This window comes from Xanthomonas floridensis (genome assembly GCF_001642575.1).
Classification (GTDB): domain Bacteria; phylum Pseudomonadota; class Gammaproteobacteria; order Xanthomonadales; family Xanthomonadaceae; genus Xanthomonas; species Xanthomonas floridensis.
Genome location: NZ_LXNG01000012.1, coordinates 243,936 through 269,725 on the forward strand (window position 1 = coordinate 243,936; position 25,790 = coordinate 269,725).

The 25,790-nt window shown below is 65.8% G+C and carries 21 protein-coding genes and 1 other RNA gene; 16 read left to right on the forward strand and 6 right to left on the reverse strand.

The genetic code is table 11. The features are described from left to right. Window positions 1–97: 97 nt before the first annotated feature. Window positions 98–1,120, reverse strand: coding sequence for a zinc-binding alcohol dehydrogenase family protein (locus A7D17_RS08430; RefSeq protein ID WP_064508666.1), 1,023 nt, complete (start codon window positions 1,118–1,120; stop codon window positions 98–100). Window positions 1,121–1,534: 414 nt separating this feature from the next. Between A7D17_RS08430 and A7D17_RS08435 the strand changes: the two genes are divergently transcribed. The 3 genes from A7D17_RS08435 (at window position 1,535) to A7D17_RS08445 (ending at window position 4,220) form a co-directional block, all read left to right on the forward strand. Next, on the forward strand, window positions 1,535–2,632 hold the full coding sequence (locus A7D17_RS08435) for an OmpA family protein (protein WP_029219243.1): 1,098 nt from the start codon (window positions 1,535–1,537) through the stop codon (window positions 2,630–2,632). A gap of 201 nt (window positions 2,633–2,833) precedes the next feature. Beyond that, window positions 2,834–3,340, forward strand: coding sequence for a hypothetical protein (locus A7D17_RS08440; protein WP_064508667.1), 507 nt, complete (start codon window positions 2,834–2,836; stop codon window positions 3,338–3,340). Window positions 3,341–3,359: 19 nt separating this feature from the next. Beyond that, window positions 3,360–4,220, forward strand: a complete 861-nt coding sequence (locus A7D17_RS08445) for a pseudouridine synthase (RefSeq protein ID WP_064508668.1) — start codon at window positions 3,360–3,362, stop codon at window positions 4,218–4,220. Here A7D17_RS08445 and A7D17_RS08450 read toward each other — a convergent pair. Both A7D17_RS08450 and kbl read right to left on the reverse strand, forming a co-directional pair. Then, window positions 4,159–4,563, reverse strand: a complete 405-nt coding sequence (locus tag A7D17_RS08450) for a hypothetical protein (protein WP_064508669.1) — start codon at window positions 4,561–4,563, stop codon at window positions 4,159–4,161. The genes A7D17_RS08445 and A7D17_RS08450 overlap by 62 nt on opposite strands. 2 nt (window positions 4,564–4,565) lie before the next feature. After that, window positions 4,566–5,774, reverse strand: a complete 1,209-nt coding sequence (kbl, locus tag A7D17_RS08455) for a glycine C-acetyltransferase (protein WP_064508728.1) — start codon at window positions 5,772–5,774, stop codon at window positions 4,566–4,568. A gap of 170 nt (window positions 5,775–5,944) precedes the next feature. Between kbl and A7D17_RS08460 the strand changes: the two genes are divergently transcribed. From A7D17_RS08460 to A7D17_RS08480, 5 genes are all read left to right on the forward strand, one after another. Beyond that, window positions 5,945–6,961: a sulfate ABC transporter substrate-binding protein gene (locus A7D17_RS08460; protein WP_064508729.1), complete on the forward strand. Its 1,017-nt coding sequence runs from the start codon at window positions 5,945–5,947 to the stop codon at window positions 6,959–6,961. A 2-nt stretch (window positions 6,962–6,963) separates the two neighbouring features. Continuing rightward, window positions 6,964–7,827, forward strand: coding sequence for a sulfate ABC transporter permease subunit CysT (gene cysT, locus A7D17_RS08465; RefSeq protein ID WP_064508670.1), 864 nt, complete (start codon window positions 6,964–6,966; stop codon window positions 7,825–7,827). Further along, window positions 7,824–8,777, forward strand: coding sequence for a sulfate ABC transporter permease subunit CysW (cysW, locus tag A7D17_RS08470; protein WP_064508671.1), 954 nt, complete (start codon window positions 7,824–7,826; stop codon window positions 8,775–8,777). Before cysT ends, cysW begins: the two co-directional genes overlap by 4 nt. Window positions 8,778–8,784: 7 nt before the next feature. Next, a complete protein-coding gene (locus A7D17_RS08475; protein ID WP_064508672.1) occupies window positions 8,785–9,816 on the forward strand; it encodes a sulfate/molybdate ABC transporter ATP-binding protein in 1,032 nt (343 codons plus the stop codon). Window positions 9,817–10,195: 379 nt separating this feature from the next. Further along, window positions 10,196–10,909 (forward strand): TorF family putative porin, encoded by a 714-nt coding sequence (locus A7D17_RS08480; protein WP_064508673.1) that lies wholly within the window; start codon window positions 10,196–10,198, stop codon window positions 10,907–10,909. A gap of 158 nt (window positions 10,910–11,067) precedes the next feature. Here A7D17_RS08480 and tdh read toward each other — a convergent pair whose 3' ends face one another. The 3 genes from tdh to A7D17_RS08495 are packed head-to-tail and all read right to left on the reverse strand — an operon-like array spanning window position 11,068 to window position 15,143. After that, a complete protein-coding gene (tdh, locus tag A7D17_RS08485; protein ID WP_064508674.1) occupies window positions 11,068–12,102 on the reverse strand; it encodes an L-threonine 3-dehydrogenase in 1,035 nt (344 codons plus the stop codon). Window positions 12,103–12,135: 33 nt separating this feature from the next. Beyond that, entirely contained in the window at window positions 12,136–12,717 is a 582-nt protein-coding gene (locus A7D17_RS24005; RefSeq protein WP_153041917.1) for a hypothetical protein, read from the reverse strand. 11 nt (window positions 12,718–12,728) lie between these two features. Next, window positions 12,729–15,143 (reverse strand): TonB-dependent receptor domain-containing protein, encoded by a 2,415-nt coding sequence (locus tag A7D17_RS08495; RefSeq protein ID WP_082861813.1) that lies wholly within the window; start codon window positions 15,141–15,143, stop codon window positions 12,729–12,731. Between the two features lie 104 nt (window positions 15,144–15,247). Between A7D17_RS08495 and A7D17_RS08500 the strand changes: the two genes are divergently transcribed. From A7D17_RS08500 to purF, 8 genes are all read left to right on the forward strand, one after another. Next, window positions 15,248–17,329 (forward strand): phosphocholine-specific phospholipase C, encoded by a 2,082-nt coding sequence (locus tag A7D17_RS08500; RefSeq protein WP_064508677.1) that lies wholly within the window; start codon window positions 15,248–15,250, stop codon window positions 17,327–17,329. A gap of 215 nt (window positions 17,330–17,544) precedes the next feature. Continuing rightward, window positions 17,545–19,629: a S46 family peptidase gene (locus A7D17_RS08505; RefSeq protein WP_193395329.1), complete on the forward strand. Its 2,085-nt coding sequence runs from the start codon at window positions 17,545–17,547 to the stop codon at window positions 19,627–19,629. A gap of 88 nt (window positions 19,630–19,717) precedes the next feature. Then, entirely contained in the window at window positions 19,718–20,362 is a 645-nt protein-coding gene (locus A7D17_RS08510; RefSeq protein ID WP_064508679.1) for a histidine phosphatase family protein, read from the forward strand. A 60-nt stretch (window positions 20,363–20,422) separates the two neighbouring features. Next, window positions 20,423–20,494: non-coding RNA, sX9 sRNA (locus A7D17_RS08515), on the forward strand. Window positions 20,495–20,836: 342 nt separating this feature from the next. Continuing rightward, window positions 20,837–22,135 carry a bifunctional tetrahydrofolate synthase/dihydrofolate synthase gene (gene folC / locus A7D17_RS08520; RefSeq protein WP_064508680.1) on the forward strand — a complete coding sequence of 433 codons (1,299 nt, stop codon included), beginning with the start codon at window positions 20,837–20,839 and terminating at the stop codon, window positions 22,133–22,135. A gap of 68 nt (window positions 22,136–22,203) precedes the next feature. Next, window positions 22,204–23,286 (forward strand): SPOR domain-containing protein, encoded by a 1,083-nt coding sequence (locus A7D17_RS08525; RefSeq protein WP_064508681.1) that lies wholly within the window; start codon window positions 22,204–22,206, stop codon window positions 23,284–23,286. Between the two features lie 227 nt (window positions 23,287–23,513). Next, window positions 23,514–24,263 (forward strand): CvpA family protein, encoded by a 750-nt coding sequence (locus tag A7D17_RS08530; protein ID WP_064508682.1) that lies wholly within the window; start codon window positions 23,514–23,516, stop codon window positions 24,261–24,263. A 30-nt stretch (window positions 24,264–24,293) separates the two neighbouring features. Further along, complete coding sequence (gene purF / locus A7D17_RS08535) at window positions 24,294–25,760, forward strand: amidophosphoribosyltransferase (protein WP_064508683.1); 1,467 nt, start codon at window positions 24,294–24,296, stop codon at window positions 25,758–25,760. Window positions 25,761–25,790 lie beyond the last annotated feature (30 nt).

The window sequence follows — 25,790 nt, forward strand, 5'->3', positions numbered from 1 at the left end:
CGTGCGACGGGCACGTCCCGGTGTCTTCCTGCCTGTTTCGCTCGAGACGCGCGGCGGCATCGAAACCGGACAGGCAATCACGTGGCGCTTGTGGTGGCTACCAGCCGGCCAACGTCAGCTTGCCGATGGTACTGCCGCTTTCCAGCCGACGGTGCGCTTCACGCAAGGTGCCGGCATTGATCGGCGACAACGTTTCGGTGTGTGTCGTGCGCAGTTCACCTGCGTCGATCAGGCTCGCCGCACGGTTGAGGATGCGATGCTGTTCCACGATGTCGTCGGTGGCGTACCGCGAGCGGGCGAACATCAGCTCCCAATGGATGCCGATGCACTTGGACTTGTACGGGTCGCCGATCGCCAACGGGCCGCGCGGCTCGACGATCAGGCCGACATGCCCTTGCGGCGCAAGGATCTCGCCCAACGGTTGCCAGTAGCGATCGGTGTCGTACAGGTTCAGTGCCGCATCCACGTTGTGCAGGCCCAGCGCCTGCAGCTGCGGATGCAGCGGTTGATGATGATCGATCACATGCTGGGCGCCCATCTGACGCACCCACTCGATGCTTTCCGGTCGCGATGCGGTGGCGATCACCGTGAACCCCGCATGCCGCGCCAGCTGGATCGCGATCGAGCCAACCCCGCCGGCGCCGCCGATGATCAGCAGATGCCGGCCGCGGTTGCGTGCGCCATCAAAGGCGAACGGCATGCGCTGGAACAGCAGCTCCCATGCGGTGAGTGTGGTCAATGGCAGTGCAGCGGCCTGCGCAAAGCTCAGCGAGGTTGGCTTGCAGCCGGCGATGCGCGCGTCCACCAGTTGGTACTGCGCGTTGCTGCCCGGACGGCTGATGTCGCCGGCGTAATAGACCTCATCGCCTACCGCAAACGCGGTGACGTCCGGACCCACTGCCTCGATCACGCCGGCAGCGTCGTAGCCCAGGATCTTGGGTGCTTCCAGGGTCTGCGGCTTGGGTGCGCGTACCTTGGTGTCGACCGGATTCACCGAGATTGCTTCCACTCGTACCAATAAGTCATATCCGGACGGCGCCGCGGGAGCCGGAAGCTCCATGTCAAGTAACGATGCCGGGTCGTCGATCGGAAGATAACGTGTGAAGGCGACAGCTTTCATCGGGACGCTCCTGGTGGGGAGTTCAGGGTGCGTTGTGAAGCAAGTTGGCTGCAACCATCGACCCCACAATTCAGCTCGGACGGGGCCTGACGTTCACCAATGTGGTTTTGACAGCGCTCAGCAAGGTCAAAAACAGGTGCGGGTGTCATCGTCTTCACTGGGCTTAATTCGGCTCCTGTTCATATCGGGTGGACCGCAAAAGTGGGTGCCCGGTCCTTTTCTTCATGAAACTGTATACGTAGTATTGGCTGGGGTTTGCAGCCCTGGCGATTGCTTTCACATGTTATATGACCGTTAACGCGATCTTCACTGAGGCCGGCTTAATCTGCGCCCCGATGGCTCTGGATGTGACGAGCATCTTTACCAAGAACAACGCCTCTATCGGTTTTATCTCCCAAAGAAGGAGCTGTATAAATGAACAAGAAAATTCTCACTGCCGCGTTGCTCGGCGGTCTGGCAGTTGCCCAGGCTGCTTCCGCGCAGGAGTTCGATGACCGTTGGTACCTGACCGGTAGCGCTGGCTTCAACTTCCAGGACAGCGATCGCCTGACCAATGATGCTCCGTTCGTCACCCTGGGCCTGGGCAAGTTCGTCAGCCCGAACTGGTCGATCGACGGTGAACTGAACTATCAGAACCCGAACTTCGACGCCAACCAGGACCAGAACTGGAGCCAGTACGGTATCTCGTTCGACCTGCGTCGCCACTTCATCCAGGAAGGCCGCGGCTGGAACCCGTACTTGCTGTTCGGCCTGGGTTACCAGCGTTCGGAAGAAGAGTTCGACGCCACCCCGAACCCGGTGTCGCCGGGCCAGCAGAAGGACGGCAACTTTGCCGCCAAGGCTGGTGTGGGTCTGCAGACCACCTTCGACAAGCGCGTCGCCGTGCGTGCTGAACTGGCCTACCGCGCCGACTTCAACGACCAGAGCGTTGCTGCTCCGCAGGAAGACTGGTTCGGCGACGTGCTGGCTTCGGTCGGCGTCGTGATCCCGCTGGGACCGGCTCCGTCGACCGCTCCGCCGCCGGCTCCGGCTCCGGTTGCTCCGAGCTGCGCCGATCTGGATGACGACGGTGACGGCGTCAACAACTGCGACGACAAGTGCCCGAACTCCCAGCCTGGCCAGACCATCGGTCCGGACGGCTGCCCGGTGCCTGTGTCGATCGACCTGAAGGGCGTGAACTTCGACTTCAACAAGTCGACCCTGCGTCCGGATGCCGTGTCGATCCTGAGCGAAGCGACCGAGATCCTGAAGCGTTACCCCGACCTGAAGGTCGAGGTTGCCGGTCACACCGACTCGAAGGGTACCGACGCGTACAACCAGAAGCTGTCCGAGCGTCGTGCGACCACCGTGTACGACTACCTGACCAAGAACGGCGTCGATGCGTCGCGTCTGGTCGGCCCGATCGGCTACGGCGAGAGCCGTCCGATTGCTCCGAACGCCAACCCGGATGGTTCCGACAATCCGGAAGGCCGTGCGAAGAACCGTCGTACCGAGCTGAACGTCCAGAACTAATTGGACCGCTAGCTTGCTTCATACAAAACCCGGCCTCGCGCCGGGTTTTGTCTATGTGTGCTCCGAAAGTCCCCCAATTCCTCGGCACATAGGCTGCAATGCTGTCTGTGTTGCCCTCCCGGCACGGTTCCTGTTGAAACAGCGTTCATCGCTGCCTACACTCGCCGCGTCGACACCACACTCTTACTGGAAGAACCAACGATGCTGCGTACCGCTACGGCAGGACTGCTCTGTCTCGCTCTGATTCCCGCCGCCTACGCCACTCCGAACTGCGCCGGCAGCACGGTGTCCCAGCCGCTGCCGTTGCCCGCCACCGTGATTGCGCCGGCGGCCGCCGAGTTCTATACCCGCAGCGTGCAGCTGGGCATGCCGACTGGCGTGCTGGCCCAGCCCTACAGCAGCGATCAATCGGTGGACCGCGTGCTGCTGCGCCTGCGCGTGGAAGGCTGCCAGGACGTGGCCAAGGTGATTCCGCCCGGCGGCACCGTCAACCCGAACGATCCGGCGGCCTACAAGGCCACCACCGCTTTCGACAACACCCCGTGGCGCTTCGACATGAGCCAGAACGGCAAGCGCATGACGGCCGAAGAATTCGACGCCTGGATGAAGGCGCGTGGCGTGCGCGTGGTCAAGGCGCGTCCTGCCCCCGGTGCGGCTCCTGCTGCAGCGGCGCCGGCAGCCGACGCCAAGCCGGTCGAGAACAAGTAATCCACGCGGTCGGGACGGCATGACCCGGCGACCTCCGCCGGCGACGTCCCGGCCTCGCACGCGTGGCCCGGCACCGCCGGCGCGCGCCGCGCGTGCGTCCGCCGCCGCACCGGGCACCTCCGCGCCGCGGCATGGGCTGGCGCGGGTGCTGTCCAAGCTGGGCGTGTGCTCGCGGACCGAGGCGGCCCGCTGGATCGCCGATGGGCGGGTCAGCGTCGATGGACGGGTGATCCGCGACCCCGAATTCCCGATCCGCACCGATCAACATGCGGCCGTCGCCATCGACGGCCAAGCCCTGGCTGGACCTGCGCGGATCTACCTGATGCTCAACAAGCCGCGCGGCGTGGTCACCACGGTGCGCGACGAGCAGGGCAGGGACACCGTGTACCGCTGTTTCGATGGTGCGGGCCTGCCGTGGATCGCGCCGGTCGGGCGCCTGGACAAGGCCAGCGAAGGCCTGCTGCTGTTCAGTAACGACCCGCAGTGGGCGGCGGCGGTGACCGATCCCGCCAGCGGGCCGGACAAGACCTATCACGTGCAGATCGATTGCCACCCGGACGCCGGGCAGCTGGCGCAGCTGCAGGTCGGAGTGATCGATCCAGATCCCGACAGTGATGGTGGATTGCTGCGTGCAAAGCAGGTGCGTCTGCTGCGCGAGGGCGAGCGCAATGCCTGGCTGGAAATCGTGCTGGACGAAGGCCGTAACCGGCAGATCCGCCGATTGCTCGCGGCCGTGGACATCGGCGTGCTGCGGTTGGTGCGCGTGGCGATCGGGCCGTTGGCAATCGGCGAGCTGGGCAAAGGCGCCTGGCGGATGCTCAGTGCGGCGGAAGTCCTGGCGCTGACGCCGGGTCGCGCCAGCGCGCCAGACGCGCGCTGAGCAAGGCGCTCACCACGTCCACCGCGCGTGCGTCGCCGGCACCGTTGGCGTCATGGCGCCGGCCCTTGGCGTGATTGCAGCCTGCACAGGCCAGCGCCAGATTGCGCGCATCGTTGGGCGCATTGCCCACCCGCATGCACAGATCGGCTGCGGCGCGGCGCCCGAACCAAGCCTGCGGCACCACGTGTTCCAGTGTGGTGTGCCCCAACGGTTCGCCGTCGATGCCGATGTGCAGGCGGCGACGGCAATGCAGGCAGCGGGTTTCCCAGCTGCCGTCCAGCAACCGGGCCTGGGCATCGGTCTGCGCCGCGAGCAGCAGCCGTCGGCGCAGCACTGTCCGCATGCTCAGGCCTTGATGACGTCCAGTTCGCGGCCGATCTTGATGAAGGCGTCGATGGCCTGATCCAGATGCTCCCGGGTATGCGCTGCGCTGATCTGGGTGCGGATACGCGCCTGGCCCTTGGGCACCACCGGAAAGAAGAAGCCGATCGCGTAGATGCCTTCTTCCAGCAGGCGCTCGGCGAACTTCTGCGCCAGCGGTGCGTCGTAGAGCATCACCGGGCTGATCGGGTGCACGCCGGGCTTGAGGTCGAAGCCGGCGGCGGTCATGCGCTCGCGGAAATAGCGGGTGTTGTCGACCAGTTGCGTGCGCAGCTCGCCGGCCGCGTCCAGCATCTCGAACGCCTTGATGCCGGCAGCCACCACGTGCGGCGGCAACGAATTGGAGAACAGGTAAGGGCGCGAGCGCTGGCGCAGCAGTTCGATCACCTCGCGCCTGGCGGTGGTGAAGCCGCCCAGCGCGCCGCCCATGGCCTTGCCCAGCGTGCCGGTGAAGATGTCGATCTGGTCCAGCACGCCCTTGACCTCGGCCGAGCCGCGGCCGGTGGCGCCCAGGAAGCCGGTGGCATGGCATTCGTCGATATGCACCAGCGCGTTGTATTTGCGGGCCAGGGCAGTGATTTCGTCCAGCGGGGCAATGAAGCCGTCCATCGAGAACACGCCGTCGCTGGTGATCAGCTTGGTCTTGCAGCCGGCCGCGTCTGCCGCCTGCAGCTGCGCTTCCAGATCGGCCATGTCGCAGTTGGCGTAGCGGAAGCGCTTGGCCTTGCACAGGCGCACGCCGTCGATGATGGAGGCGTGGTTGAGCGCATCGGAAATGATCGCATCGTGCTCACCGAGCAGTGGTTCGAACAGGCCGCCGTTGGCATCGAAACAGGCGGCGTAGAGGATGGTGTCCTCGGTGCCGAAGAACTCGGCGATGGTGCGCTCGAGCTGCTTGTGCAGGTCCTGGGTGCCGCAGATGAAGCGCACCGACGCCATGCCGAAGCCGTGGCTGTCCAGCGCATCCTTGGCGGCCTGGATGATATCCGGATGGTCGGCCAGGCCAAGATAGTTGTTGGCGCAGAAGTTCAGCACGCTGCGGCCATCGGCCAGCGTGATCTGTGCCGACTGCGGGCCGGTGATGATGCGCTCGGACTTGAACAGGCCCTGGGACTGGATGGCATCCAGTTCGGCGGCGTAGTGGGCGGTGAGCGCGGCAGGCGGACGGGTCATGGCGGTCGCAGTGGCAAGGAAGAAGCGCAATCTTAACGATCACCATGGCATACCACTACGTCATGCAAAATCGGCATAAGCAGCGGCGTGGATGTCATTTCACCGCCCGCGTGACGCTGCGCAGCATGGCATGCTTGCTGTTCAGCTGTGCCCCCGGCCAGGAGATCGTTGTGACACACCCCCGCTTCCGCCTTGTTTCCTTCATATGCATCTTGCTGGCCCTGGCCGGCCCGGCAGGCGCACGCGACATCGGTTTGCTCAATGTGAGCTACGACCCCACTCGCGAGTTCTACCGCGATTTCAACACCGCATTCGCGGCGCACTGGAAACAGCAGCACCCGCAGGACACGGTCACGGTGGAGACCTCGCACGGCGGGTCCGGCAAGCAGGCGCGCGCGGTCATCGACGGGATCGAGGCAGACGTGGTGACCCTGGCGCTGGCCTACGACGTGGATGCGATCGCGCAGAAGGCCAAGCTGATCGACAGCGATTGGGAAAAGCGGCTGCCGGACAACAGCGCGCCGTATACCTCCACCATCGTGTTCCTGGTCCGCAAGGGCAACCCGAAGAACATCAAGGATTGGCCCGACCTGCTGCGCTCGGGCGTGGCGGTGGTGACGCCCAACCCCAAGACCTCCGGTGGCGCGCGCTGGAATTATCTGGCCGCCTGGGCGTATGCGGATCACATCTTCAAGGGCGACCGCGAGCGCATCGTGCGCTACATGCAGGCGCTGTTCCGCAACGTGCCGGTACTCGACACCGGTGCGCGCGGTGCGACCACCACCTTCGTCCAGCGGGGTATCGGCGACGTACTGCTGGCCTGGGAAAACGAGGCGCTGCTGGCGCGCGAGGAACTGGGCAAGGACAAGTTCGAGATCGTGGTGCCGAAGCTGTCGATCCTGGCCGAGCCATCGGTGGCGCTGGTGGACAAGAACGTCGACAGGCACGGCACCCGCGAGGTGGCCGACGCCTATCTGCGCTACCTGTACGCGCCGGAAGGGCAGAAGCTGGCGGCCAGGCATTTCTATCGCCCGCGCCATCCGGAGTTTGCCGATCCGGCGGATCTGGCCCGTTTCCCGGACATCAAGCTGGTGACGATCCAGCAGGCGTTCGGGTCCTGGGACAAGGCGCAGCAGGAACACTTCGCCGACGGCGGCCTGTTCGACCAGATCCAGGCCAAGAAGTAGGCATGCAGACCTCGGTTGCACCCCGCCCGGTGTCGCCAGCGCGCCGCCGCCGCGTGATGCCGGGGCTGGGCCTGAGTCTGGGCATCACCCTGACCTGGCTCGGCCTGATCGTGCTGATTCCGTTGCTGGGCATCTTCATCAAGACCAGCGGCTTGGGTTGGGAAGGGTTGTGGAAGGTCTGGAGCGAACCGCGCGTGCTGGCGGCGTTGCGGCTCAGTTTCGGTACCGCCCTGGCGGCAGGCGCGTTCAATGCGTTGATGGGCACCTGGGTGGCCTGGGTGTTCGTGCGCTATCGTTTCCCGGGCAAGCGCTTCTTCGATGCAGTGATCGACCTGCCGTTCGCGCTGCCCACCGCAGTGGCCGGTATCGCGCTGACCGCGTTGTATGGCGGCAACGGCTGGATCGGGCGCTGGCTGGAGGCGGCCGGGATCAAGGTGGCCTATACCCAGCTCGGCATCGTGATCGCGCTGGTGTTCGTTGGCCTGCCGTTCGTGGTGCGGGTGGTGCAGCCGGTGCTGGCCGAAAGCGATCGTGAAATGGAGGCTGCGGCCGCCACGTTGGGCGCCTCGCGCTGGCAGACGGTCTGGCGGGTGGTGTTGCCGGGGCTGTGGCCGGCGGTGCTGACGGGATTTGCGCTGGCCTTCGCACGCGGGGTGGGGGAGTACGGGTCGGTGATCTTCATTGCCGGCAACCTGCCCAACTCCACCGAGATCGCGCCGCTGCTGATCACCATTCGGCTGGAAGAGTTCGACTATGCCGGCGCTACCGCGATCGCGGCGGCGATGCTGTTGCTGTCGCTGGTGATCCTGCTGGTGGTCAACACGTTGCAGGCACGCCTGTTGCGCTATCAACGGAGGCCGGCATGACCGATGCTGTTTCTTCGTTGCCCTCGATGCTGCAGACCCGTGCGATGACCGAGCAGGCGCGCCGCATCACCGATTCGGCCACCAACGAGCCGCGCTGGGTGCAGTGGCTGATGATCCTGGGTGCACTGGGATTTCTGCTGGCGTTCTTGTTGCTGCCGCTGGTGCTGGTCTTCGCCGAAGCACTGCGCGGCGGCTGGGAGACCTTCCTGCGCGCGGTGGTCGACCCGGATGCGCTGTCGGCGATCAAGCTGACGCTGCTGGTGACGGCCTTCGTGCTGCCGTTGAATCTGGTGTTCGGCGTGGCCGCTGCCTGGGCGGTGAGCAAGCACCAGTTCCGCGGCAAGCGCCTGCTGGTCAGCCTGATCGACCTGCCGTTTTCGGTCTCGCCGGTAGTGGCGGGGCTGATCTTCGTGCTGATCTTCGGCCGCAATGGCTGGGCCTGGCCATTGATCGACGAAGGCTGGCATGTGCAGCTGCCGGCGCTGGGCGAATATGTGATTCAGCTGCCACGGATCGTGTTTGCGTTGCCGGGCATTGTGCTGGCCACCACGTTCGTGACATTTCCCTTCATCGCGCGCGAGTTGATGCCGCTGATGGAACAGCAGGGCAGCGACGAGGAATTGGCCGCGCTGAGCCTGGGCGCCAATGGCTGGCAAATGTTCTGGCGGGTAACGCTGCCCAATATCCGCTGGGGCCTGCTGTATGGCGTGCTGTTGTGCGCGGCGCGGGCAATGGGCGAGTTCGGCGCGGTGTCGGTGGTGTCCGGGCATATCCGCGGGCGCACCAATACGCTGCCGCTGCATGTGGAGATTCTCTACAACGAATACGCCTACAGCGCGGCATTCGCATGTGCCTCGCTGCTGGCATTGACCGCGCTGCTGACGCTGGCGCTGAAGACGTACCTGGAATGGCGGCACGGCGATTCGCTGGCCGCCAACCACCGCCACTGAGGTCACCATGGGCATCCGTATCCACCGCCTGCGCAAGCAGTTCGAGAGTTTCACCGCACTGGACGACATCAGCCTGGACGTGCGCCAGGGCGAGCTGCTGGCGTTGCTGGGGCCGTCCGGGTCGGGCAAGACCACCTTGTTGCGGATCATGGCCGGGCTGGAGCACGCCGATGGTGGGCAGGTGCTGTTCGGCGACGAGGACGCGACCCGCATGAGCGTGCAATCGCGCCGGGTCGGCTTCGTCTTCCAGCATTACGCGCTGTTCAAGCACATGGATGTGTTCGAGAACATCGCCTTCGGGCTGCGCGTGCGGCGCGGCAACGAGCGCTGGGCCGAAGCGCGGATCCGCGCGCGGGTGGAAGAGTTGCTGGCGTTGGTGCAGCTGCAGGGTCTCGAGCAGCGTTATCCCACCCAGCTGTCCGGCGGCCAGCGGCAGCGCGTGGCGCTGGCGCGGGCGCTGGCGATCGAACCGCGCGTGCTGTTGCTGGACGAGCCCTTCGGCGCGCTGGATGCGCAGGTGCGCCGCGACCTGCGGCGCTGGCTGCGTGAGTTGCACGAGCGCACCGGCCTGACCACGGTGTTCGTGACCCATGACCAGGAGGAGGCGCTGGAGCTGGCTGACCGGGTTGCCATCCTCAACCGCGGTCGCATCGAACAGCTCGACACCCCGGCGCTGATCTATGACAAGCCGGCCTCGCCGTTCGTGTATTCCTTCGTGGGGGCAGTAAACCGCATTCCCGGCGTGCTCGAGCAGGGGCAGATCCACGTGGCAGGTCATGCCTTGCCGGCAGCCAATGCTGCACTGGCTGCCGGCCCTGTGGAAGTCTACGTGCGGCCCGAGGACCTGGTGCCCGATGACGCCGGCTGGCCGGCCACGGTGGCCTGGTCGCAGCGCAGCGGCCCACGGCTGCGGCTGCGCGCCACCCTGCAGCCGGCAGGCAACGAAGTGGAAGTGGAGCTGCCGGCCTCGGCCGGCAATTTCCAGCCCGGCCAACAGCTGCGACTGGCCGCACGCCAGTACGGGGTGTTTCCGGCCTGAGGAGCCGCCGCCGAGGCGTTTCACTCGGGGCGCGATGGAAGTGCCCGGGAGTTGCTGAGGGGAGCCCCCGGTTTGCCGTGCCCTTGAATGCGGTGTCCCACGACCGACCGGCAAGCGATCGGCGCTAGCCGCGCTGCATGCGAGGCAATGGGTGGTTCGCGAACGATTCCCGACTCCCGACTCCCGATTCCCCAACATCAAGATTCCGCAGCGGCGGTCGATGACACGCATACCCGATCGGCGCATCGACAGGCGAAGGATGTGCGCTGGATCAAGCGAGCGCGACTTTTATGTTGCGCTGCAACGACAGTTCGACTAAGAATCCATTGCAGCTCTCGCTTCGCGCCATCCGACCGCCCATCGCTCCAGGAGAAGCCCCATGAAGCCGTCCTCGCTCGCTTGTTGTCTGTCGTTGCTGTTTGGCGTGGTGCCCCTGGCCCAGGCGCAAGACGAAGACGCGCCCGCGCCACCGCTCAGTGGCACGTTTGCGCTGACCAGCGATTACCTGTTCCGCGGCATCTCGCAGACCAACGAAGAACCTGCGTTCCAGGCGGGCCTGACCTACAAGCTGCCGTATGGCTTCTACGTCGGGACCTGGGGCTCCAATGTCGATTTCGGCGCGGGCGATCCGGACTGGGAAGTGGACGGTTTTGTCGGCTACAACACCGACTTGAGTGCGAATTTCAATTTCGACGTGATGGTGAACCGCTATCACTATCTCGGTGCCGGTGCGTCCAACTACGCCGAGCTGATCACCAAGACCACGTTCCTGAAGACCTATAGCCTGACCCTGGCGTACACCAACGATCTGTACGGCACCGATACCGATGGGTATTACTACGCGCTGGATGCCAATTGGGCGTTGCCGCACAACTTCACCATCGGCGCGCATGCCGGGCACAGCATCTACACCTCGGCGCTGAGCCAGGTCGATCACGACTACAACGATTTTGGCGTCAACGTGGGCAAGACCTTCGGTCCACTGGGCCTGAGCGTGGGCTATTACGACACCAGCGAAGCGGCCGAATTCGGCTTCGGACGACAGAATTCGCAGAACCATCTGGTGGCGACGGCAACGGTCACTTGGCCGTAAGTGTGATTGGCTGAAGCGACTCCACACCTTTGCTGCATCACCGTGCGTCGGGAAGCGTTGCGCGCAGCATCTTCGGTCTCTGCATCCAGGTGAGGTCAGGAAACGGAAATACAAAAGGCGCCTCGCGGCGCCTTTTGCGTATCTGCAGGATCAGTCGATCAGTTCCAGCTCAATACGACCTTGCCGGCCTTGCCTTCTTCCATCAGGTCGAAACCCTTCTGGAAATCGTCGATCGGCAGCTGGTGGGTCAGCACCTTCTGCAACGGGAAGCCCGACAGCACCAGCTGGGTCATCTTGTACCAGGTCTCATACATCTTGCGGCCGTAGATGCCTTGCACAGTAAGGCCCTTGAAGATGATCTTGTCCCAGTCGCAACCGGCACCGCGCGGCATGATGCCGAGCATGGCGATCTTGCCGCCGTGGTACATGCAATCGAGCATGTCGTTGAACGCGCGCGGGTTGCCGCTCATCTCAAGGCCCACGTCGAAGCCTTCCATGTGCAGGTCCTTCATCACGTCCTTCAACGACGTATTGGACACGTTGACCACGCGGGTGGCGCCCATGTCGGCGGCCAGCTTGAGACGGAAATCGTTGACGTCGGTGACCACCACGTTGCGCGCACCGATGTGCTTGCAGATGCCCGCCGCAATGATGCCGATCGGGCCGGCGCCGGTGATCAGCACGTCCTCGCCGATGACGTCGAACTCCAGCGCGCAATGCGCGGCGTTGCCGTAAGGGTCGAAGAATGCCGCCAGTTCGGAGGGGATCTGATCCGGGATTGGCCACAGGTTGGAGGCGGGCATCACCATGTATTCGGCAAAGGCGCCGTTGACGTTGACGCCGATGCCCACCGTGTTGGGGCACAGGTGCGGGCGGCCACCGCGGCAGTTGCGGCAATGGCCGCAGACGATGTGGCCTTCGGCCGAGACGCGTTGGCCGACCTGGTAGCCGGTCACCGCTGAACCGAGCTCGGCTACGCGGCCGACGAACTCATGGCCGATGGTCAGGCCGGGGGTGATGGTGCGCTGGCTCCACTCGTCCCACAGGTAAATGTGCAGGTCGGTGCCGCAGATGGCGGTCTTTTCGAGCTTGATCAGCACCTCGTTGGGGCCGGGGGTGGGAACCGGCACCTGCTCCATCCAGATGCCTTTTCCCGCGTCGCGCTTGACCAGCGCTTTCATCGTCTGCGCCATATGGCGAGCCTGCTAAGTGAAATAAGTCGGCAATTATATGCCCGATGCCGCATTCGCCATGCGGCAGTGCAGGACGGCCGCCCACGTTGATCCGGCGCCTGCCGGGAGACGGGAGCAGGCGGTGTACGAGCGGGCGCACGAGCCGGGTAAGGGGCGACCTCGCGCTGCCCCCATCCGCCCTTCGGGCACCTTCCCCCGCTTGCGGGGGAAGGCGATGCGCAGCGCCGGATGGAGGTCACCACCGCCTTCACCCTTCTTCCGCATGTGGGAGAAGGTGGAGCACAGCGCCGGATGGAGGCCACGACCGCCTTCACCCTTCTTCCGCATGTGGGAGAAGGTGGAGCACAGCGCCGGATGGAGGTCACCACCGCCTTCACCCTTCTTCCGCATGCGGGGAAAGGCGATGCGCAGCGCCGGATGGAGGTCACCGCCTTCAGCCTTCTCCCGCTTGCGGGGGAAGGCGATGCACAGCGCCGGATGGAGGTCACCACCGTCTTCAGCCTTCTCCCGCATGCGGGGAAAGGCGATGCGCAGCGCCGAATGGAGGTCACCACCGTTTTCACCCTTCTCCCGCATGCGGGAGAAGGTGGCGCGCAGCGCCGGATGAGGGCGCAATCGGCAGATGCTCAGAATTTCACATCCAGGCTCAGGAAGGTCTGCCGCGGCGCACCGACCACCATGGTCTGGTTGTAGCCGGCCGGATCGGAGGCGACATAGCCGTTGGTGCCGGTGCTGGCGAAGTAGCGCTTGTCGGTGAGGTTGGTGACATTGAGCGCCAGGGCCACGTCCGCTACCCCGCCGAGGCGGCCGAAGTCGTAACGCGCGCCGGCATTGAACAGCCAGTACGAAGGCACCTGCGAATCGTTGAGGAAGGTGATATAGCGCTTGTCGACGTACTTGCCGTCCAGGTCCAGGCGCAGGTTGCCGAGCTGGTAGCTGGCGCTGGAAGAGAACATCAGCGCGGGAATGCCGACCACGTCCTTGCCGGAGGTGGCGACCACGCCGTTGTTGAGGTAATCGTCCTGATAACGCGAGCGATTCCACGACAGCGAGTTCAACCAGCTCAGGCCTTCGACCGGGCGCCACATCAGCGCCAGGTCGGCACCGGCGCTATGCACGGCGCCGACGTTGCTCAGGATCGCCGCGCAGGTCTGCACCGCGGTGCACGGCGAAGTGGTCAACAAGCGGTTGGAGAACTTGGTGAAATAGGCGTCGGCCGACAGCTGGAACTGCGCATCCTGCACGCGGTAACCCACCTGCACGGTCTGCGATTCTTCCGGCTCCAGCGTGGAGCGGCTGCGATCGAATGCGGCCTGCGAGGTGGCGAACGGGGTGAACCCGAATGCAGCGATGTTCTTGCTGTAGGAAGCGTAGAGGTCCTGGCGCTCGTCGAGCTTGTAGTTGATGCCCACCTGCGGCAGGAAGTTGTCTTCGGCACGGATGCGGCCTTGCGCCAGCGCGGTGGTCGGCACCAGCGATTGCGCGCGTGTGGTGGTGTCGAGCGCCTTTGCGCCGTAGTTCAGCGTGAGGCGGTCATCGAGCAGGCGCACGGTGTCCTGCAGGTACAGCATGCGGGTCTGGGTGGTGTAGCGCTGCAGGAAATCGCGGCGGAACGGAGTCTGCGCCTCAAAGACGTTGTACAGCGAGGTGTAGCCCTCGTTACCGAGCGCGAAGTAGTTGCGGCCCTGCGTGGTACCCGCGTTCTCGGCCCAGGCACCGATCTCCAGATCGTGGTTGCCCCACGACCACTTCAGCGCACTGGTGCCGCCAAAACGATCCAGCCCGTAGTCGGTGGTGCGCATCGACACTGGAATCTGCGCCGAGGTGACGACATATGGCGTCACCCATTGCCCTTCGCCCCGATTGGCGTGGTAGTAGCCGGCGGCATCCAGGGTTGCACCGCCGAACACGAACGTTCCCGACAGGCCGGCCAGATTATCCCGACGCAGGCCGCCGCCGGCGTAGTAGCTGGCATCCAGCCAGCTGTAGTCGCTGGGCAGGCCGGCCAGCGATTGCGGATAGCCATTGGCCACGCCGCTGGTGGCGCCGGTGCTCTGGTACGCGCGGGCCATCTGCACGGCAGTGGCCCAATCCGGCTGCAGGTAGTCGTAGTCCCAGCCCAGCGCGCGCTGGCTGGTCAACGACAGGTCCATGTAGTCGTATTCCTTGCGCCGCGAGGTATCCAGGAACAGGCTCAGGCGATTACCGTCGCCCCATTGGTAGACGGTCTTGAGGTTGGCCTGTTCGGATGTCTGGTCGCCGAAGCCCTTCCACTTGTCGGTGCTGGCATTGGCGTAGGACAGGTACGCCGACAGGCCATTGCGATCGCCGGTGTCGGCGCGCACGAAGGTGCGGCGGGTTGCATCGCTGCCCACCGTTTGCACCAGCCGCGCACCGGGCGTGGTCTGCGGATCGGCCGAGTAAAACTGCATGGTGCCGCCGAGATTGGTGTTGGAGGCGGTGCCCAGTGCACCGGCGCCTTGCGCGATCTCTACCGAACCGAGGTTTTCGGAAATGATGGCGCGGGTGATGTGCAGGCCGTTGGTGACGCCGTAGCTCATGTTGCCCAGCGGAATGCCATCCAGCGTGTAGCCCAGGCGGCTCTGATCGAAACCGTGCAGGGTGACCTGCGTGGACCACTCGTAGGTACCGAACGGATCGGCGGACTGGAACTGCACGCCCGGCAGTTTTTCGACTGCCTTGAAGGCGCTGCTGCCCGGTGTCAGCTGCTCGATGTCCTGCCGGCTGATGCGCTGCACCTGGCGCGTACTGCCCTGCGAGACCACATTGATCGCATCCAGTTGGGTGGCGTTTCCCGCGGCATCGGCCACTGCGGCCGGAGCATCTGCACTGCCGGCGGCAACCGGCTCGGCGGCGTATGCCATGACGGGAAGCAGCGCGGCCAGGGCCAGCGCCAACGGAGTGACATCAAAACGACGAGCGGAAGTCATGGGGGAATCCTGTTCGAGCACGGCTGGGGGCGGACGCGCGGTGCAAGACCGGCGTTTCGCGACGCAGGGTGTCAACGGCTCATGAAACATTGATGACGGCCGCTGTCGCAAAACTGTCGTGCTTGACGGCTATACGTGTGCGCTGCGCATCGCGACACGCGCTGCATCGCCCCGACTTCGGCAAGGCTTCCGTCATGACGTCATCTTCTTCGCGCCGCGATTTTCTCAAGCGCGTTGCCGCGCTCACCGCGGCCGGAGCCTTGCCGACATCGATCGGCCGCGCGCTGGCGCTGCCGGCCAATGCGCGCACCGGCACGCTACGCGACATCGAGCATGTGGTGATCCTGATGCAGGAAAACCGCTCGTTCGATCATTACTTCGGCGCGCTGCGCGGCGTGCGCGGCTTCGGCGATCCGCACGCGCTGCAGCTGCGCGACGGCAACCCGGTCTGGAGCCAGCCTGCCGCCGATGGACGGCGACTGTTGCCGTTCGCGTTCGATTCGCACAACACCAGCGCACCACTGATCAAGAGCCTGGATCATTCCTGGAAGGCCGGCCATGGGCAGGACCCGATGCGCTGGGCCGAATACGATGCCTGGGTGCCGTACAAGGGCGAGCTGACGATGGGCTATTTCCAGCGCCAGGACATCCCGTACTACCACGCGCTCGCCGATGCCTTCACCATCTGCGATGGGTATTTCTGTTCGATGCACGGGCCTACCAATCCCAATCGCATGTATCTGTTCACCGGCACCAGCGGCCTGAGCGTGGGCGATCTGCGCGCGCAGGTGGCCAGCAATGCCGATGACGGCAACTGGACCGCCGACATGGCGCGCGACAAACCCGGTTACGCGGCGATGGGCTGGACCACCTATGCGCAGCGGCTGCAGGCGGCAGGCATCGACTGGCGCGTGTACCAGGAATACGACAACTTCGGCTGCAACTCGCTGGCGTATTTTTCCCATTACCGTGGGCTCGATCCCGCCGACGAGCGCTATCGCCGCGCGCGTGCCTGCGTGCCCGGATCCACCGCAGACAACGCGGCCACCACACAGGCCGATCATCTAGTCGCCGCAATTGCGACCGACGTGCAGGGCGATCGCCTGCCGCAGGTGTCGTGGATCATTCCACCCACTGCGTACTGTGAACATCCCGAAGCACCGCCGGCCTACGGTGAGTCGCTGGTGGCGCGGCTGATCGATGCGTTGACCTCCAATCCGCAGGTCTGGGCGAAGACGGCCTTGATCATCAACTACGACGAGAACGACGGTTTCTTCGATCATGTGCCGGCGCCGCTGCCGGCGCTGGATGCGCGCATGGGGCGCAGCAATGTCGATGTGCGCGGCGAAGCCTATGACGGCGTACCGGTGGGTCTGGGCATCCGCGTGCCGATGCTGGTGATCTCGCCGTTTACACGCGGCGGCTGGGTCAATTCACAGGTGTTCGACCACACCTCGGTGCTGCGCCTGCTGGAGCGCCGCTTTGGCGTGGCCGAGCCCAACATCAGCCCCTGGCGCCGCGCGGTCAGCGGCGATCTGACCAGCGTGTTCGATTTCCGCAAACCGGACGATTCGGCACTGAGCGCATTGCCATCGATCGACGACTACCGCGTGCGGACCGCTTCGTTGCGCAACAAACCGTCACCGGTGCCGCCGAGCGACCCTCGCATGCCAAGGCAGGAGCCGGGCCAACGCCCCGCGCGCGCATTGCCCTATGCCCTGCAGGTGCATGCGCGCGTGCACGCCGGCAACGCGCTGCAGTTGCAGTTCGTCAACAGCGGCGCCGCTGCGGCAGCGTTCAACGTCTATACCCGCACCGCCAGCGGTGGGCCCTGGTACTACACCGTGTTGCCGGGCACGCAGCTCGACGATGTTCCGGTAGGTGCGCTGCACGAGGGGGCGTACGCGCTGCGCGTGCATGGGCCGAATGGATTCCTGCGCGAGTTCGCCGGCGAGTTGCACCCCGACGCCGAGCAGCAGGCCAGCCCCTGGGTGGAAGCGCGGCAGGACGGCGATGCGCTGGTGCTGGAGATCGGCAACGCAGGGCGACAGGCCTGTGCGCTGCAATTGCGTGCGCTGGACCATGGCGACCCGACGCCGCGGCCGCTGCAACTCGCCGCCGGCCAGCGGCAGAGCATCCGCCTGCCGCTGGCGGCGAGCGATCACTGGTACGACCTGGTGATCGAGCAGCCGGGTGCGGCTTTCCGCCGCCGCCTGGCCGGCCACCTGGAAACCGGGCGACCCAGCCGCAGCGATCCCAGCTTTGGGCGCGCCTGAGCCTGGGTGAGCCGGGCCGGCCAGCTGCGCATCAAGTGGTCTGGCGCGGTTGCGAGGTCACGTATCCCTGCCATCAGTCATGCGTTCGGCTGCAATCGTGAGCGTTACACTATAACTCTCGCCTATGCCGGAATCATGCAATGCGCCCACGTCTGCTTGCCGTTTCGATGTTGTCCACACTCGCCGTGGCGTCTTCCGCACAGGCGGGCGAGGGGATGTGGGTACCGCAGCAATTGCCCGATATCGCCGGGCCGTTGAAGCAGGCCGGCTTGCAACTGTCGCCGCAACAGCTGGCCGATCTCACTGGCGACCCGATGGGCGCGGTGGTGGCGCTGGGCGGCTGCACCGCCAGCTTCGTGTCGCCGCAGGGCCTGGTGGTGACCAACCACCACTGCGCCTACGGCGCAATCCAGCTCAATTCCACCGCGCAGAAAAACCTGATCAAGGACGGCTTCAGCGCGGCCACACCGGCTGACGAACTCAGCGCCGGCCCTACCGCACGCATCTATGTGCTGGACGCCATTGCTGATGTCACCACTGCCGCCAAGGCCGCCATGGCGGCGGCTGGCGATGACCCGCTCAAGCGCACCCTGGCGCTGGAGGAGTTCAGCAAGCAGCAGATCGCCCAATGCGAAGCGCAGCCCGGCTATCGCTGCCAGTTTTTCAGCTTTGCCGGCGGCAACACCTACCGGCTGTTCAAGAACCTGGAGATCAAGGACGTACGCCTGGCCTACGCACCGCCTGCCAGCGTGGGCAAGTTCGGCGGCGACGTCGACAACTGGATGTGGCCGCGTCATACCGGCGATTTCTCGTTCTACCGCGCCTACGTCGGCAAGGACGGCAAGCCGGCCGCCTATGCCAAGGACAATGTGCCGTACCAGCCCAGGCATTTCCTCACGTTCGCCGACCAGCCGCTGGGTGCCGGTGATTTCGTGATGGTGGCCGGCTATCCGGGCCGGACCAACCGTTATGCACTGGCGGCCGAATTCGACAACACCGCCAGCTGGACCTACCCGGTGGTCGGCCGCCACCTGAAGGATGTGATTGCGCTGATCGAGCAGGCCGGCAAGCAGAACCCGGACATCCAGGTGAAGTACGCCAGTACCGTTGCCAGCCTCAACAACGCCGCCAAGAATTTCGACGGTCAGCTGGAAGGGTTCAAGCGGATCGGCGCGCAGGCGCAGAAGCAGGCCGATGAAGCCGCCGTGCTGGCCTGGCTCAAGCGGCAGGGCGCCAGCGGCCGCGCCGCGCTCAAGGCCCACGACACCCTGGTCACGCTGGTCAAGCGCGACCAGGCCACTCAGCGCCGCGACTTCGTGCTGCGCCAGTTCGATACCACCGGCACGGTGGGCGCGGCGGTAACGTTGTACCGGTTGGCCCTGGAGCGCGCCAAGCCCAATGCCGAGCGCGAATCGGGATATCAGGAGCGCGACCTGCCGGCCATCGAAGGCACGATGAAGCAGATGGAGCGCCGCTACGTGCCGGCCATGGACCGGCAGCTGCAGCACTACTGGCTCAGCCAGTACATCGCGCTGCCTGCCGATCAACGCATTGCGGCGCTGGACCAGTGGCTGGGCGGCGGCGATGCGGCCGCCGTGCAGGGGGCGCTTGCCAAGCTCGATGCCACCACCCTGGGCAGCACCGAGGCGCGCCTGAAATGGTTGACTGCCGACCGTGCCGCGTTCGAGGCCAGCACCGATCCGGCAATCCGGTATGCAGTGGCGGTGATGCCGGCACTGCTGCAGATCGAGCGCGAGGACAAGCTCGAAACCGGCGAAGCGCTCAAGGCGCGGCCGCTCTATCTGCAGGCGCTGGCCGACTACAAGAAGAGCAGGGGCGAGGCGGTCTATCCGGATGCCAACCTGTCGCTGCGCATCACCTTCGGCAACGTCAAGGGTTACGCGCCCAGGGACGGCATGGCCTACACGCCGTTCACCACGCTGGAGGGCGTGACCGCCAAGGACACCGGCGCCGATCCGTTCGACTCGCCCAAGCCGCTGCTGGACGCGGTGAAGGCCAAGCGCTACGCCGGTCTGGACGACAAGCGACTGGGCTCGGTGCCGGTCAACTTTCTGTCGGACCTGGACATCACCGGCGGCAATTCCGGCTCGCCGGTGATGGACGCGCACGGCAAGCTGGTCGGCCTGGCGTTCGACGGCAACTGGGAATCGGTGAGCAGCAACTGGATCTTCGATCCGGGCATGACCCGCATGATCGCCGTGGACAGCCGCTACCTGCGCTGGATCATGACCGAGGTGGCGCCTGCGCCGCAGCTGCTGAAGGAGCTGGGTGTGCGCTGAGTCGGCCGGGCCGTGGGCGGGGAGCGGTTATGATGCGGTCCGGTTTCGCTGCCGCGAGCCGGCCCCTCCCCCAAGGAACTCTCAGCGCATGCGCATCCTGCTTGCTCGTCACGGCGAGACGCCGTGGAACGCCGAAGGCCGTTACCAGGGTCAGATCGATATTCCGCTGTCGCCGGTCGGCGAAGGCCAGGCGCGCGCATTGGGCGAACGGCTGCAGGCCTTGCAGATCACCCGCGCGGTCGCCTCGCCGCTGTCGCGCGCGCAGGCCACTGCCAAGGCCGCCCTGGGTGCGTCGCGCGCCTCGCTGCTGCAGACCGATGCCGACCTGCAGGAAATCGCGCATGGCGAATGGGAAGGGTTGCTTGCAAGCGAAATCAACGACAGGGACCCGGCACGCCTGCGCGCATGGCGCGAGGAACCCGATACCGTGCTGATGCCCGGCGGCGAATCGCTGCGCCAGGTGCTGGACCGCAGCTGGCGCGGCCTGGCGCGCGCCGCCGATGGACTGGGTGTCGACGACACCCTGCTGGTGGTCGCGCACGACGCCGTCAATCGCGTGATCCTGTGCAAGATCCTGGGCCTGCCGTTGTCCAGGCTGTGGAGCTTTCGCCAGGCCCCGACCACGCTCAACCTGCTCGAAGGCGACGACGTCGAGCACCTGGAAGTGGTGCGCCTCAACGATTGTGCGCATCACACACCGTTCTTTGGTGAGGCCAAGCATCGGGCGTTGTAAGAGCAGCTAGCAAAGCAACCGCGCGGCTGCCAGGCGGGCGCCGCCGGCGCTCGAATCGGCATGTACCACGCGTGCACGTCGGTTCCTCCGCGGCGTACGCACCTAGCGACCGCCCGCTCCGTGTTGATAGCCACTCGAAGGCGATCTGACGGGTGGCGCGTCCGGCAGGACGCAACCGCGATGCGTGCTAAGTCACGACGTTGGGGAGGGCTCGGTCTCCGACCCAGCATTGAAGGAGTCAGCGCACCGGCAACCGGCGATGTCATCGGATGGAATTCAAAAGTCTTCCGATCTTCCTGGCATTGCGTGCGTGCCAGATATCAGTTTTCTCTGCCGACAGACGCGTCAATCGAAATGGATTGCATCGTTGGCGCCACGTGACTCCGATGCAGTAACTGCTGTGGTGATTCAAAGACCACAGCGGCATCGCAAGCGCGATAATGCGCGGCGCAACGCACGACATCAGGTAACCCCGTGACCACTCCCACCACACTCTCCGATTGGCTCGCTTATATCGAGCAGCAACACCCCAACAGTATCGCGATGGGGTTGGAGCGCGTGCGCGAAGTCGCCGCGCGGTTGCAGATTGCAGCGCCAGCCAGGCATGTCATCGTCGTGGGGGGCACCAATGGCAAGGGCTCGACCGTGGCCTTTATCGAGGCGATCGGGCGTGCTGCCGGGTGGAGGGTGGGTGCCTACACGTCGCCGCATCTGGTGCGCTACAACGAGCGCGTGCGTATCGATGGCGAGGAGGCCAGCGACGCGCAGCTGGTCGATGCGTTTGCTGCGGTAGAGGCAGCGCGCGGCGACACCGCGCTGACCTATTTCGAGTTCGGCACGCTGGCGACGCTGTGGCTGTTTCAACACTCCGCGCTGGAGTTGGCGGTGTTGGAAATCGGCCTGGGTGGACGGCTGGATGCGGTCAATATCGTCGACTCGGACGTCGCCGTGATCACCACGGTCGATATCGACCACACCGACTGGCTGGGCGAGGACCGCGAGGCGATCGGTGCCGAGAAGGCCGGCATCATCCGCGCGTGGAAGCCGGTGGTGCTGGGTGAGATCGACCCGCCGTCGAGCGTGCTGCGCCGCGCTTACCTGCTGGGCGCCAATGCGATCCGAGCCGGTAGCGATTACTTCTTCGAGCCGATCGACGCAGGGCAGGGTGAGACCCCGCACGCCGATGCGCGGCAATGGCGCTGGCGCGATGTGGCCGTGACGCTGCAATTGCCGATGCCGGCATTGCACGCGCCGGTACAGCTGGCCAACGCCGCTGCCGCAATCGCCGCATTGCAGGCGCTGCCGGTGGAGTTGCCCGATGCAGCCTGGGCGCAGGGCATCGGCAACGCACACCTGGCCGGGCGATGGCAACGCCTTGAGGTCGAGGGCGTGCAGGTGTTGCTGGATGTCGGTCACAACCCGCAGGCCGCACGCGCGCTGGCCGCTGCGCTCGGTGCGCAGGCGCATGCCGGCAGCACGTATGCGATCTATGCCGCGCTGGCCGACAAGGATGCGCCGGGTGTGGTCGAGGCCTTGGCGGCGCAGGTCGACGACTGGGTGCTGGCAGGGTTGGACGGAACGCGCGGTCAGTCGGCCCAGGCCCTGCAGCAACGCCTGCGCGACACTGCCGCCGCACAGGCCGCTTGCCACGCCAGCGTTGCTGCGGCGCTGCAGGCAGTGCTGGCCGCTGCCCAGGCCGGCGATCGGGTGCTGGTGTTCGGCTCGTTTCACACCGTTGCCGACGCGCTGAGCGCACTTCGTTCAGCCCGTTAGGGTCGGCGAGCGGGCGCCGGCCTTATAATCGCCGCGGCACCCCGCCACGCCGCCTTTAGCTCTCTTCTGTGGACACTGCTCTGAAACAGCGATTGATTGGCGCCATCGTTCTGGTGGCGCTCGCCGTGATCTTCCTGCCCATGCTGGTCAAGGGCCCCGCGCCGTCCAGCGGCGTGGCCGATGTGCCGCTCGAGGCGCCCGCCGCGCCCGGCAAGGGCGAATTCGAAACCCGTGAGTTGCCGCTGGTGACGCCGGGCAATGCCCCGGCCGGTGGCGCGCTGGGCATGGCCGGTGCTCCCGGCGCCCCGGCAGCGGTGCAGGACAACCCCGACGCCGCCGATCTGGCCGCGCCCTCCAGCGCACCCTCCGCGCCGGACGTGGCGGCCGGCAATTACGCGGTCAACTTCGGCGCCTACGCCACCAGCGCCGATGCCGATGCGGTGATCGCCCGGCTCAAGCAGGCGCAGTTGCCTGGTTTCAGCGAAAAGACCCAGATCAGCGGCCGTCCGGCCTGGCGCGTGCGCGTGGGCCCGTATGCCGATCAGGCCCAGGCCGAATCGGCCCGGCTGCAGGCGGTGAAGGTCCGCAGCGACGTCAATGCCCAGGTGGTGACGCTGGATGCGAGCGCCAGCGCTCCGCCGCCGGTGACAACCCCGACCCCGGCACCGGCGTCCAAGCCGGCCAGCAGCACCACTGCCACCGCCGCTGCCACGCCTGCCGCCACCAGGACCGAAAGCCTGCCGCCGGAGCCGGCCAAGCCGGTTGCCGCCGCGCCCAAGCCCGCCGAGGCGCCGAAGCCGGCACCGGCCAAGCCCGAGGTCGCCAAGACCCCGGCAACGCCGGAGCCCGCCAAGCCCGAGACGGCCAAGCCGGCTGCGCCTGCCCCCACGGCTCCGGCAGCGCCGGCCGCCAGCGGCGTCGGGTTTGCGGTACAGCTGGGTGCCTTCGGCCGCGCCGAAGACGCCAACGCGCTGCGCGACCGCGTGCGCGCCGCCGGCTTCAGCGCGTTCGTCGAACAGGTCCGCACCGACAAGGGCGCGCTCAATCGCGTGCGCGTCGGTCCGGTAGCCAACCGAGGCGATGCCGAACAGCTGCGTGCGCAAGTGGCGGCCAAGGTGGGCATTTCCGGCATGGTCCGCCCGCATCCGTGAGATCCACGCATTGCGCCGCGCCGCCATCTGGCGGTTGCGGCAGCACGACGGCGTAGCATGCTGGCTGCGCTACCTGCGTAAAGCAGACGCTGCCTTGACCAGTGCGTGTGTTGAGCACGCATCTGCTTCACCGAATCGTTCGACAGCCTCACGCCCAGGGAGGGGAAGGCCATGATCAGCCCGCCACGTTGCACAAGCGGCCCGTATGCCGCGCGGAGACCTTGCCGATGATCGACATGGTGCTGGGCGTCATCATCCTGGTGTCGGCCCTGCTGGGCCTGCTGCGCGGCTTCGTCGCGATCGTGGTGGGGACCTTGTCGTGGTTGCTCGCCGGCTGGGCCACGTTCCAGTTTGGCGGTGCGGCCGCGCATTGGTTGGCCGATGGCAGGCAGCCATCGGCTACCGAGTCCTTCGGCGGCTACGCCATGGTGTTCGTCGGCGTGCTGATCACCGTGGCAGTGACCGGCATGGTGATCCGCGCCGGCGTCGACGCGGTCAAGCTGGGCGGTACCGACCGCATGCTCGGGTTCGGGCTGGGCGTGGTGCGCGGCGCATTCCTGGCCAGCGTGCTGGTGCTGCTGATGGGGTTCACCCCGTTGCCGCGCGAGGCGGCATGGCGGCAGTCGGTGCTGTTGCCGGTACTGCAGCCCGGTGCGGGCTGGATGCGGGCACAACTGCCGGCGTGGCGGATGCCGTCGATGGAGATGCCATCGATGGAACTGCGCAACCTGCCAACGGAGTTGGGGAAGTTGCCCTCGGCAGGCGATAATGCGGACCTGGGCGAGGCGCTTGCGGGCTCCGGGCTGAGCGACACCATCACGCGTGCGCTTGGCAAGCAACCCGGCAAGGCCGCCAGCGACGGACGCGATCCGGCGCAGGCGATGCCGGCCAATATCGATCCGGCGCAGGTTCGCGGCGGAGAAAGCGACCCCGCGCGGGTCGAGTCCCATGGCCAGGCACGGCCACCTTCACAGTAACGGCGCAAGCCGAAGCGGAGAACACGCACCATGTGTGGCATCGTCGGTATTGTCGGCAACCAGAACGTCGCCGGGCAGCTTTATGACGGCCTGACCGTCCTGCAGCATCGTGGGCAGGACGCCGCAGGCATCGCCACCGCCGACGGCACGCGTCTGCGCGTGCAGAAGGCCAACGGCCTGGTGCGCGATGTCTTCGACGAAAAGAAGATGGCGGTGCTTGAGGGCCGTGTCGGCATCGCACACTGCCGCTACCCGACCGCCGGGTCGGAGGGCATGGACGAAGCGCAGCCGTTCTACGTCAATTCGCCCTACGGCATCGCGCTGGCGCACAACGGCAACCTGATCAACACCGAGGCGCTGCGCCAGCAGGTGTTCGAGGCCGACCGCCGCAACATCAACACCGATTCGGACAGCGAAGTGCTGTTGAACGTGTTCGCCTACGAGCTGGATGCGCAGCGCATGCTCACCCCGGAAGCGGCGATCCGCGCCGTGGCCGGCGTGCACCGCCGTTGCAAGGGCGGCTACGCGGTCGTCAGCGTGGTGCTGGGCCTGGGCCTGGTCGCGTTCCGCGACCCGCACGGCATCCGCCCGCTGGTGCTCGGCAAGCGCGAACACGCCGAAGGCACCGAATACATCGTGTCCTCCGAATCGGCCGCACTGGATATCCTCGGCTATCAACGCGTGCGCGACGTGCGCCCGGGCGAAGCGTTGGTGATCACCGCGCGCGGCGAGCTGTTTTCGGAAGTGTGCGCGTCGCCGACCAACAACGCGCCGTGCATTTTCGAATACGTGTATTTCGCGCGTCCCGATTCGATGATCGACAATATCTCGGTGCACAAGGCGCGCATGCGCATGGGCCTGAAGCTGGGCGAAAAGATCCTGCGCCTGCGCCCGGACCACGATATCGACACCATCATCCCGATTCCGGACACCTCGCGCGACGTGGCGCTGGAAATGTCCAACGTGCTCGGCGTGAAGTACCGCGAAGGCTTCGTCAAGAATCGCTACGTGGGCCGCACCTTCATCATGCCGGGGCAGGGCGAACGGCAGAAGTCGGTGCGCCGCAAGCTCAACCCGATCCATCTGGAATTCCGCAATCGCGTGGTGCTGCTGGTGGACGATTCCATCGTGCGTGGCACCACCAGCCGGCAGATCGTGCAGATGGCGCGCGATGCCGGTGCGCGCAAGGTGTATCTGGCCTCGGCCGCGCCGCCGGTGCGCTATCCCAACATCTACGGCATCGACATGCCGGCCGCCGAAGAACTCATCGCGCATGGCCGCAGCGAGCAGGAAATCCAGGAATTTCTGGGTTGCGACTGGCTGATCTACCAGGATCTGGAAGACCTGGAAGTGGCGGTGCGCGAAGGCAACCCGGACATCAAGCAGTTCGATTCCTCGTGCTTCAACGGCGAATACATCACCGGCATCGAGCCGGGGTATTTCGAACGCATCCAGCAGCTGCGCTCGGACGATGCCAAGAAGCGTCGCCGCGCATGAGTCCCAGCGGCGCTGCCGCCGCCTGGCCGT

Coding starts and splice junctions, on each gene's coding strand:
- A7D17_RS08430 (WP_064508666.1), bottom strand. CDS start 1,120: ATGAAAGCTGTCGCCTTCACACGTTATCTTCCGATCGACGACCCGGCA.
- A7D17_RS08435 (WP_029219243.1), top strand. CDS start 1,535: ATGAACAAGAAAATTCTCACTGCCGCGTTGCTCGGCGGTCTGGCAGTT.
- A7D17_RS08440 (WP_064508667.1), top strand. CDS start 2,834: ATGCTGCGTACCGCTACGGCAGGACTGCTCTGTCTCGCTCTGATTCCC.
- A7D17_RS08445 (WP_064508668.1), top strand. CDS start 3,360: ATGACCCGGCGACCTCCGCCGGCGACGTCCCGGCCTCGCACGCGTGGC.
- A7D17_RS08450 (WP_064508669.1), bottom strand. CDS start 4,563: ATGCGGACAGTGCTGCGCCGACGGCTGCTGCTCGCGGCGCAGACCGAT.
- kbl (WP_064508728.1), bottom strand. CDS start 5,774: ATGACCCGTCCGCCTGCCGCGCTCACCGCCCACTACGCCGCCGAACTG.
- cysT (WP_064508670.1), top strand. CDS start 6,964: ATGCAGACCTCGGTTGCACCCCGCCCGGTGTCGCCAGCGCGCCGCCGC.
- cysW (WP_064508671.1), top strand. CDS start 7,824: ATGACCGATGCTGTTTCTTCGTTGCCCTCGATGCTGCAGACCCGTGCG.
- A7D17_RS08475 (WP_064508672.1), top strand. CDS start 8,785: ATGGGCATCCGTATCCACCGCCTGCGCAAGCAGTTCGAGAGTTTCACC.
- A7D17_RS08480 (WP_064508673.1), top strand. CDS start 10,196: ATGAAGCCGTCCTCGCTCGCTTGTTGTCTGTCGTTGCTGTTTGGCGTG.
- tdh (WP_064508674.1), bottom strand. CDS start 12,102: ATGGCGCAGACGATGAAAGCGCTGGTCAAGCGCGACGCGGGAAAAGGC.
- A7D17_RS08495 (WP_082861813.1), bottom strand. CDS start 15,143: ATGTTTCATGAGCCGTTGACACCCTGCGTCGCGAAACGCCGGTCTTGC.
- A7D17_RS08500 (WP_064508677.1), top strand. CDS start 15,248: ATGACGTCATCTTCTTCGCGCCGCGATTTTCTCAAGCGCGTTGCCGCG.
- A7D17_RS08505 (WP_193395329.1), top strand. CDS start 17,545: ATGTGGGTACCGCAGCAATTGCCCGATATCGCCGGGCCGTTGAAGCAG.
- A7D17_RS08510 (WP_064508679.1), top strand. CDS start 19,718: ATGCGCATCCTGCTTGCTCGTCACGGCGAGACGCCGTGGAACGCCGAA.
- A7D17_RS08530 (WP_064508682.1), top strand. CDS start 23,514: ATGATCGACATGGTGCTGGGCGTCATCATCCTGGTGTCGGCCCTGCTG.
- purF (WP_064508683.1), top strand. CDS start 24,294: ATGTGTGGCATCGTCGGTATTGTCGGCAACCAGAACGTCGCCGGGCAG.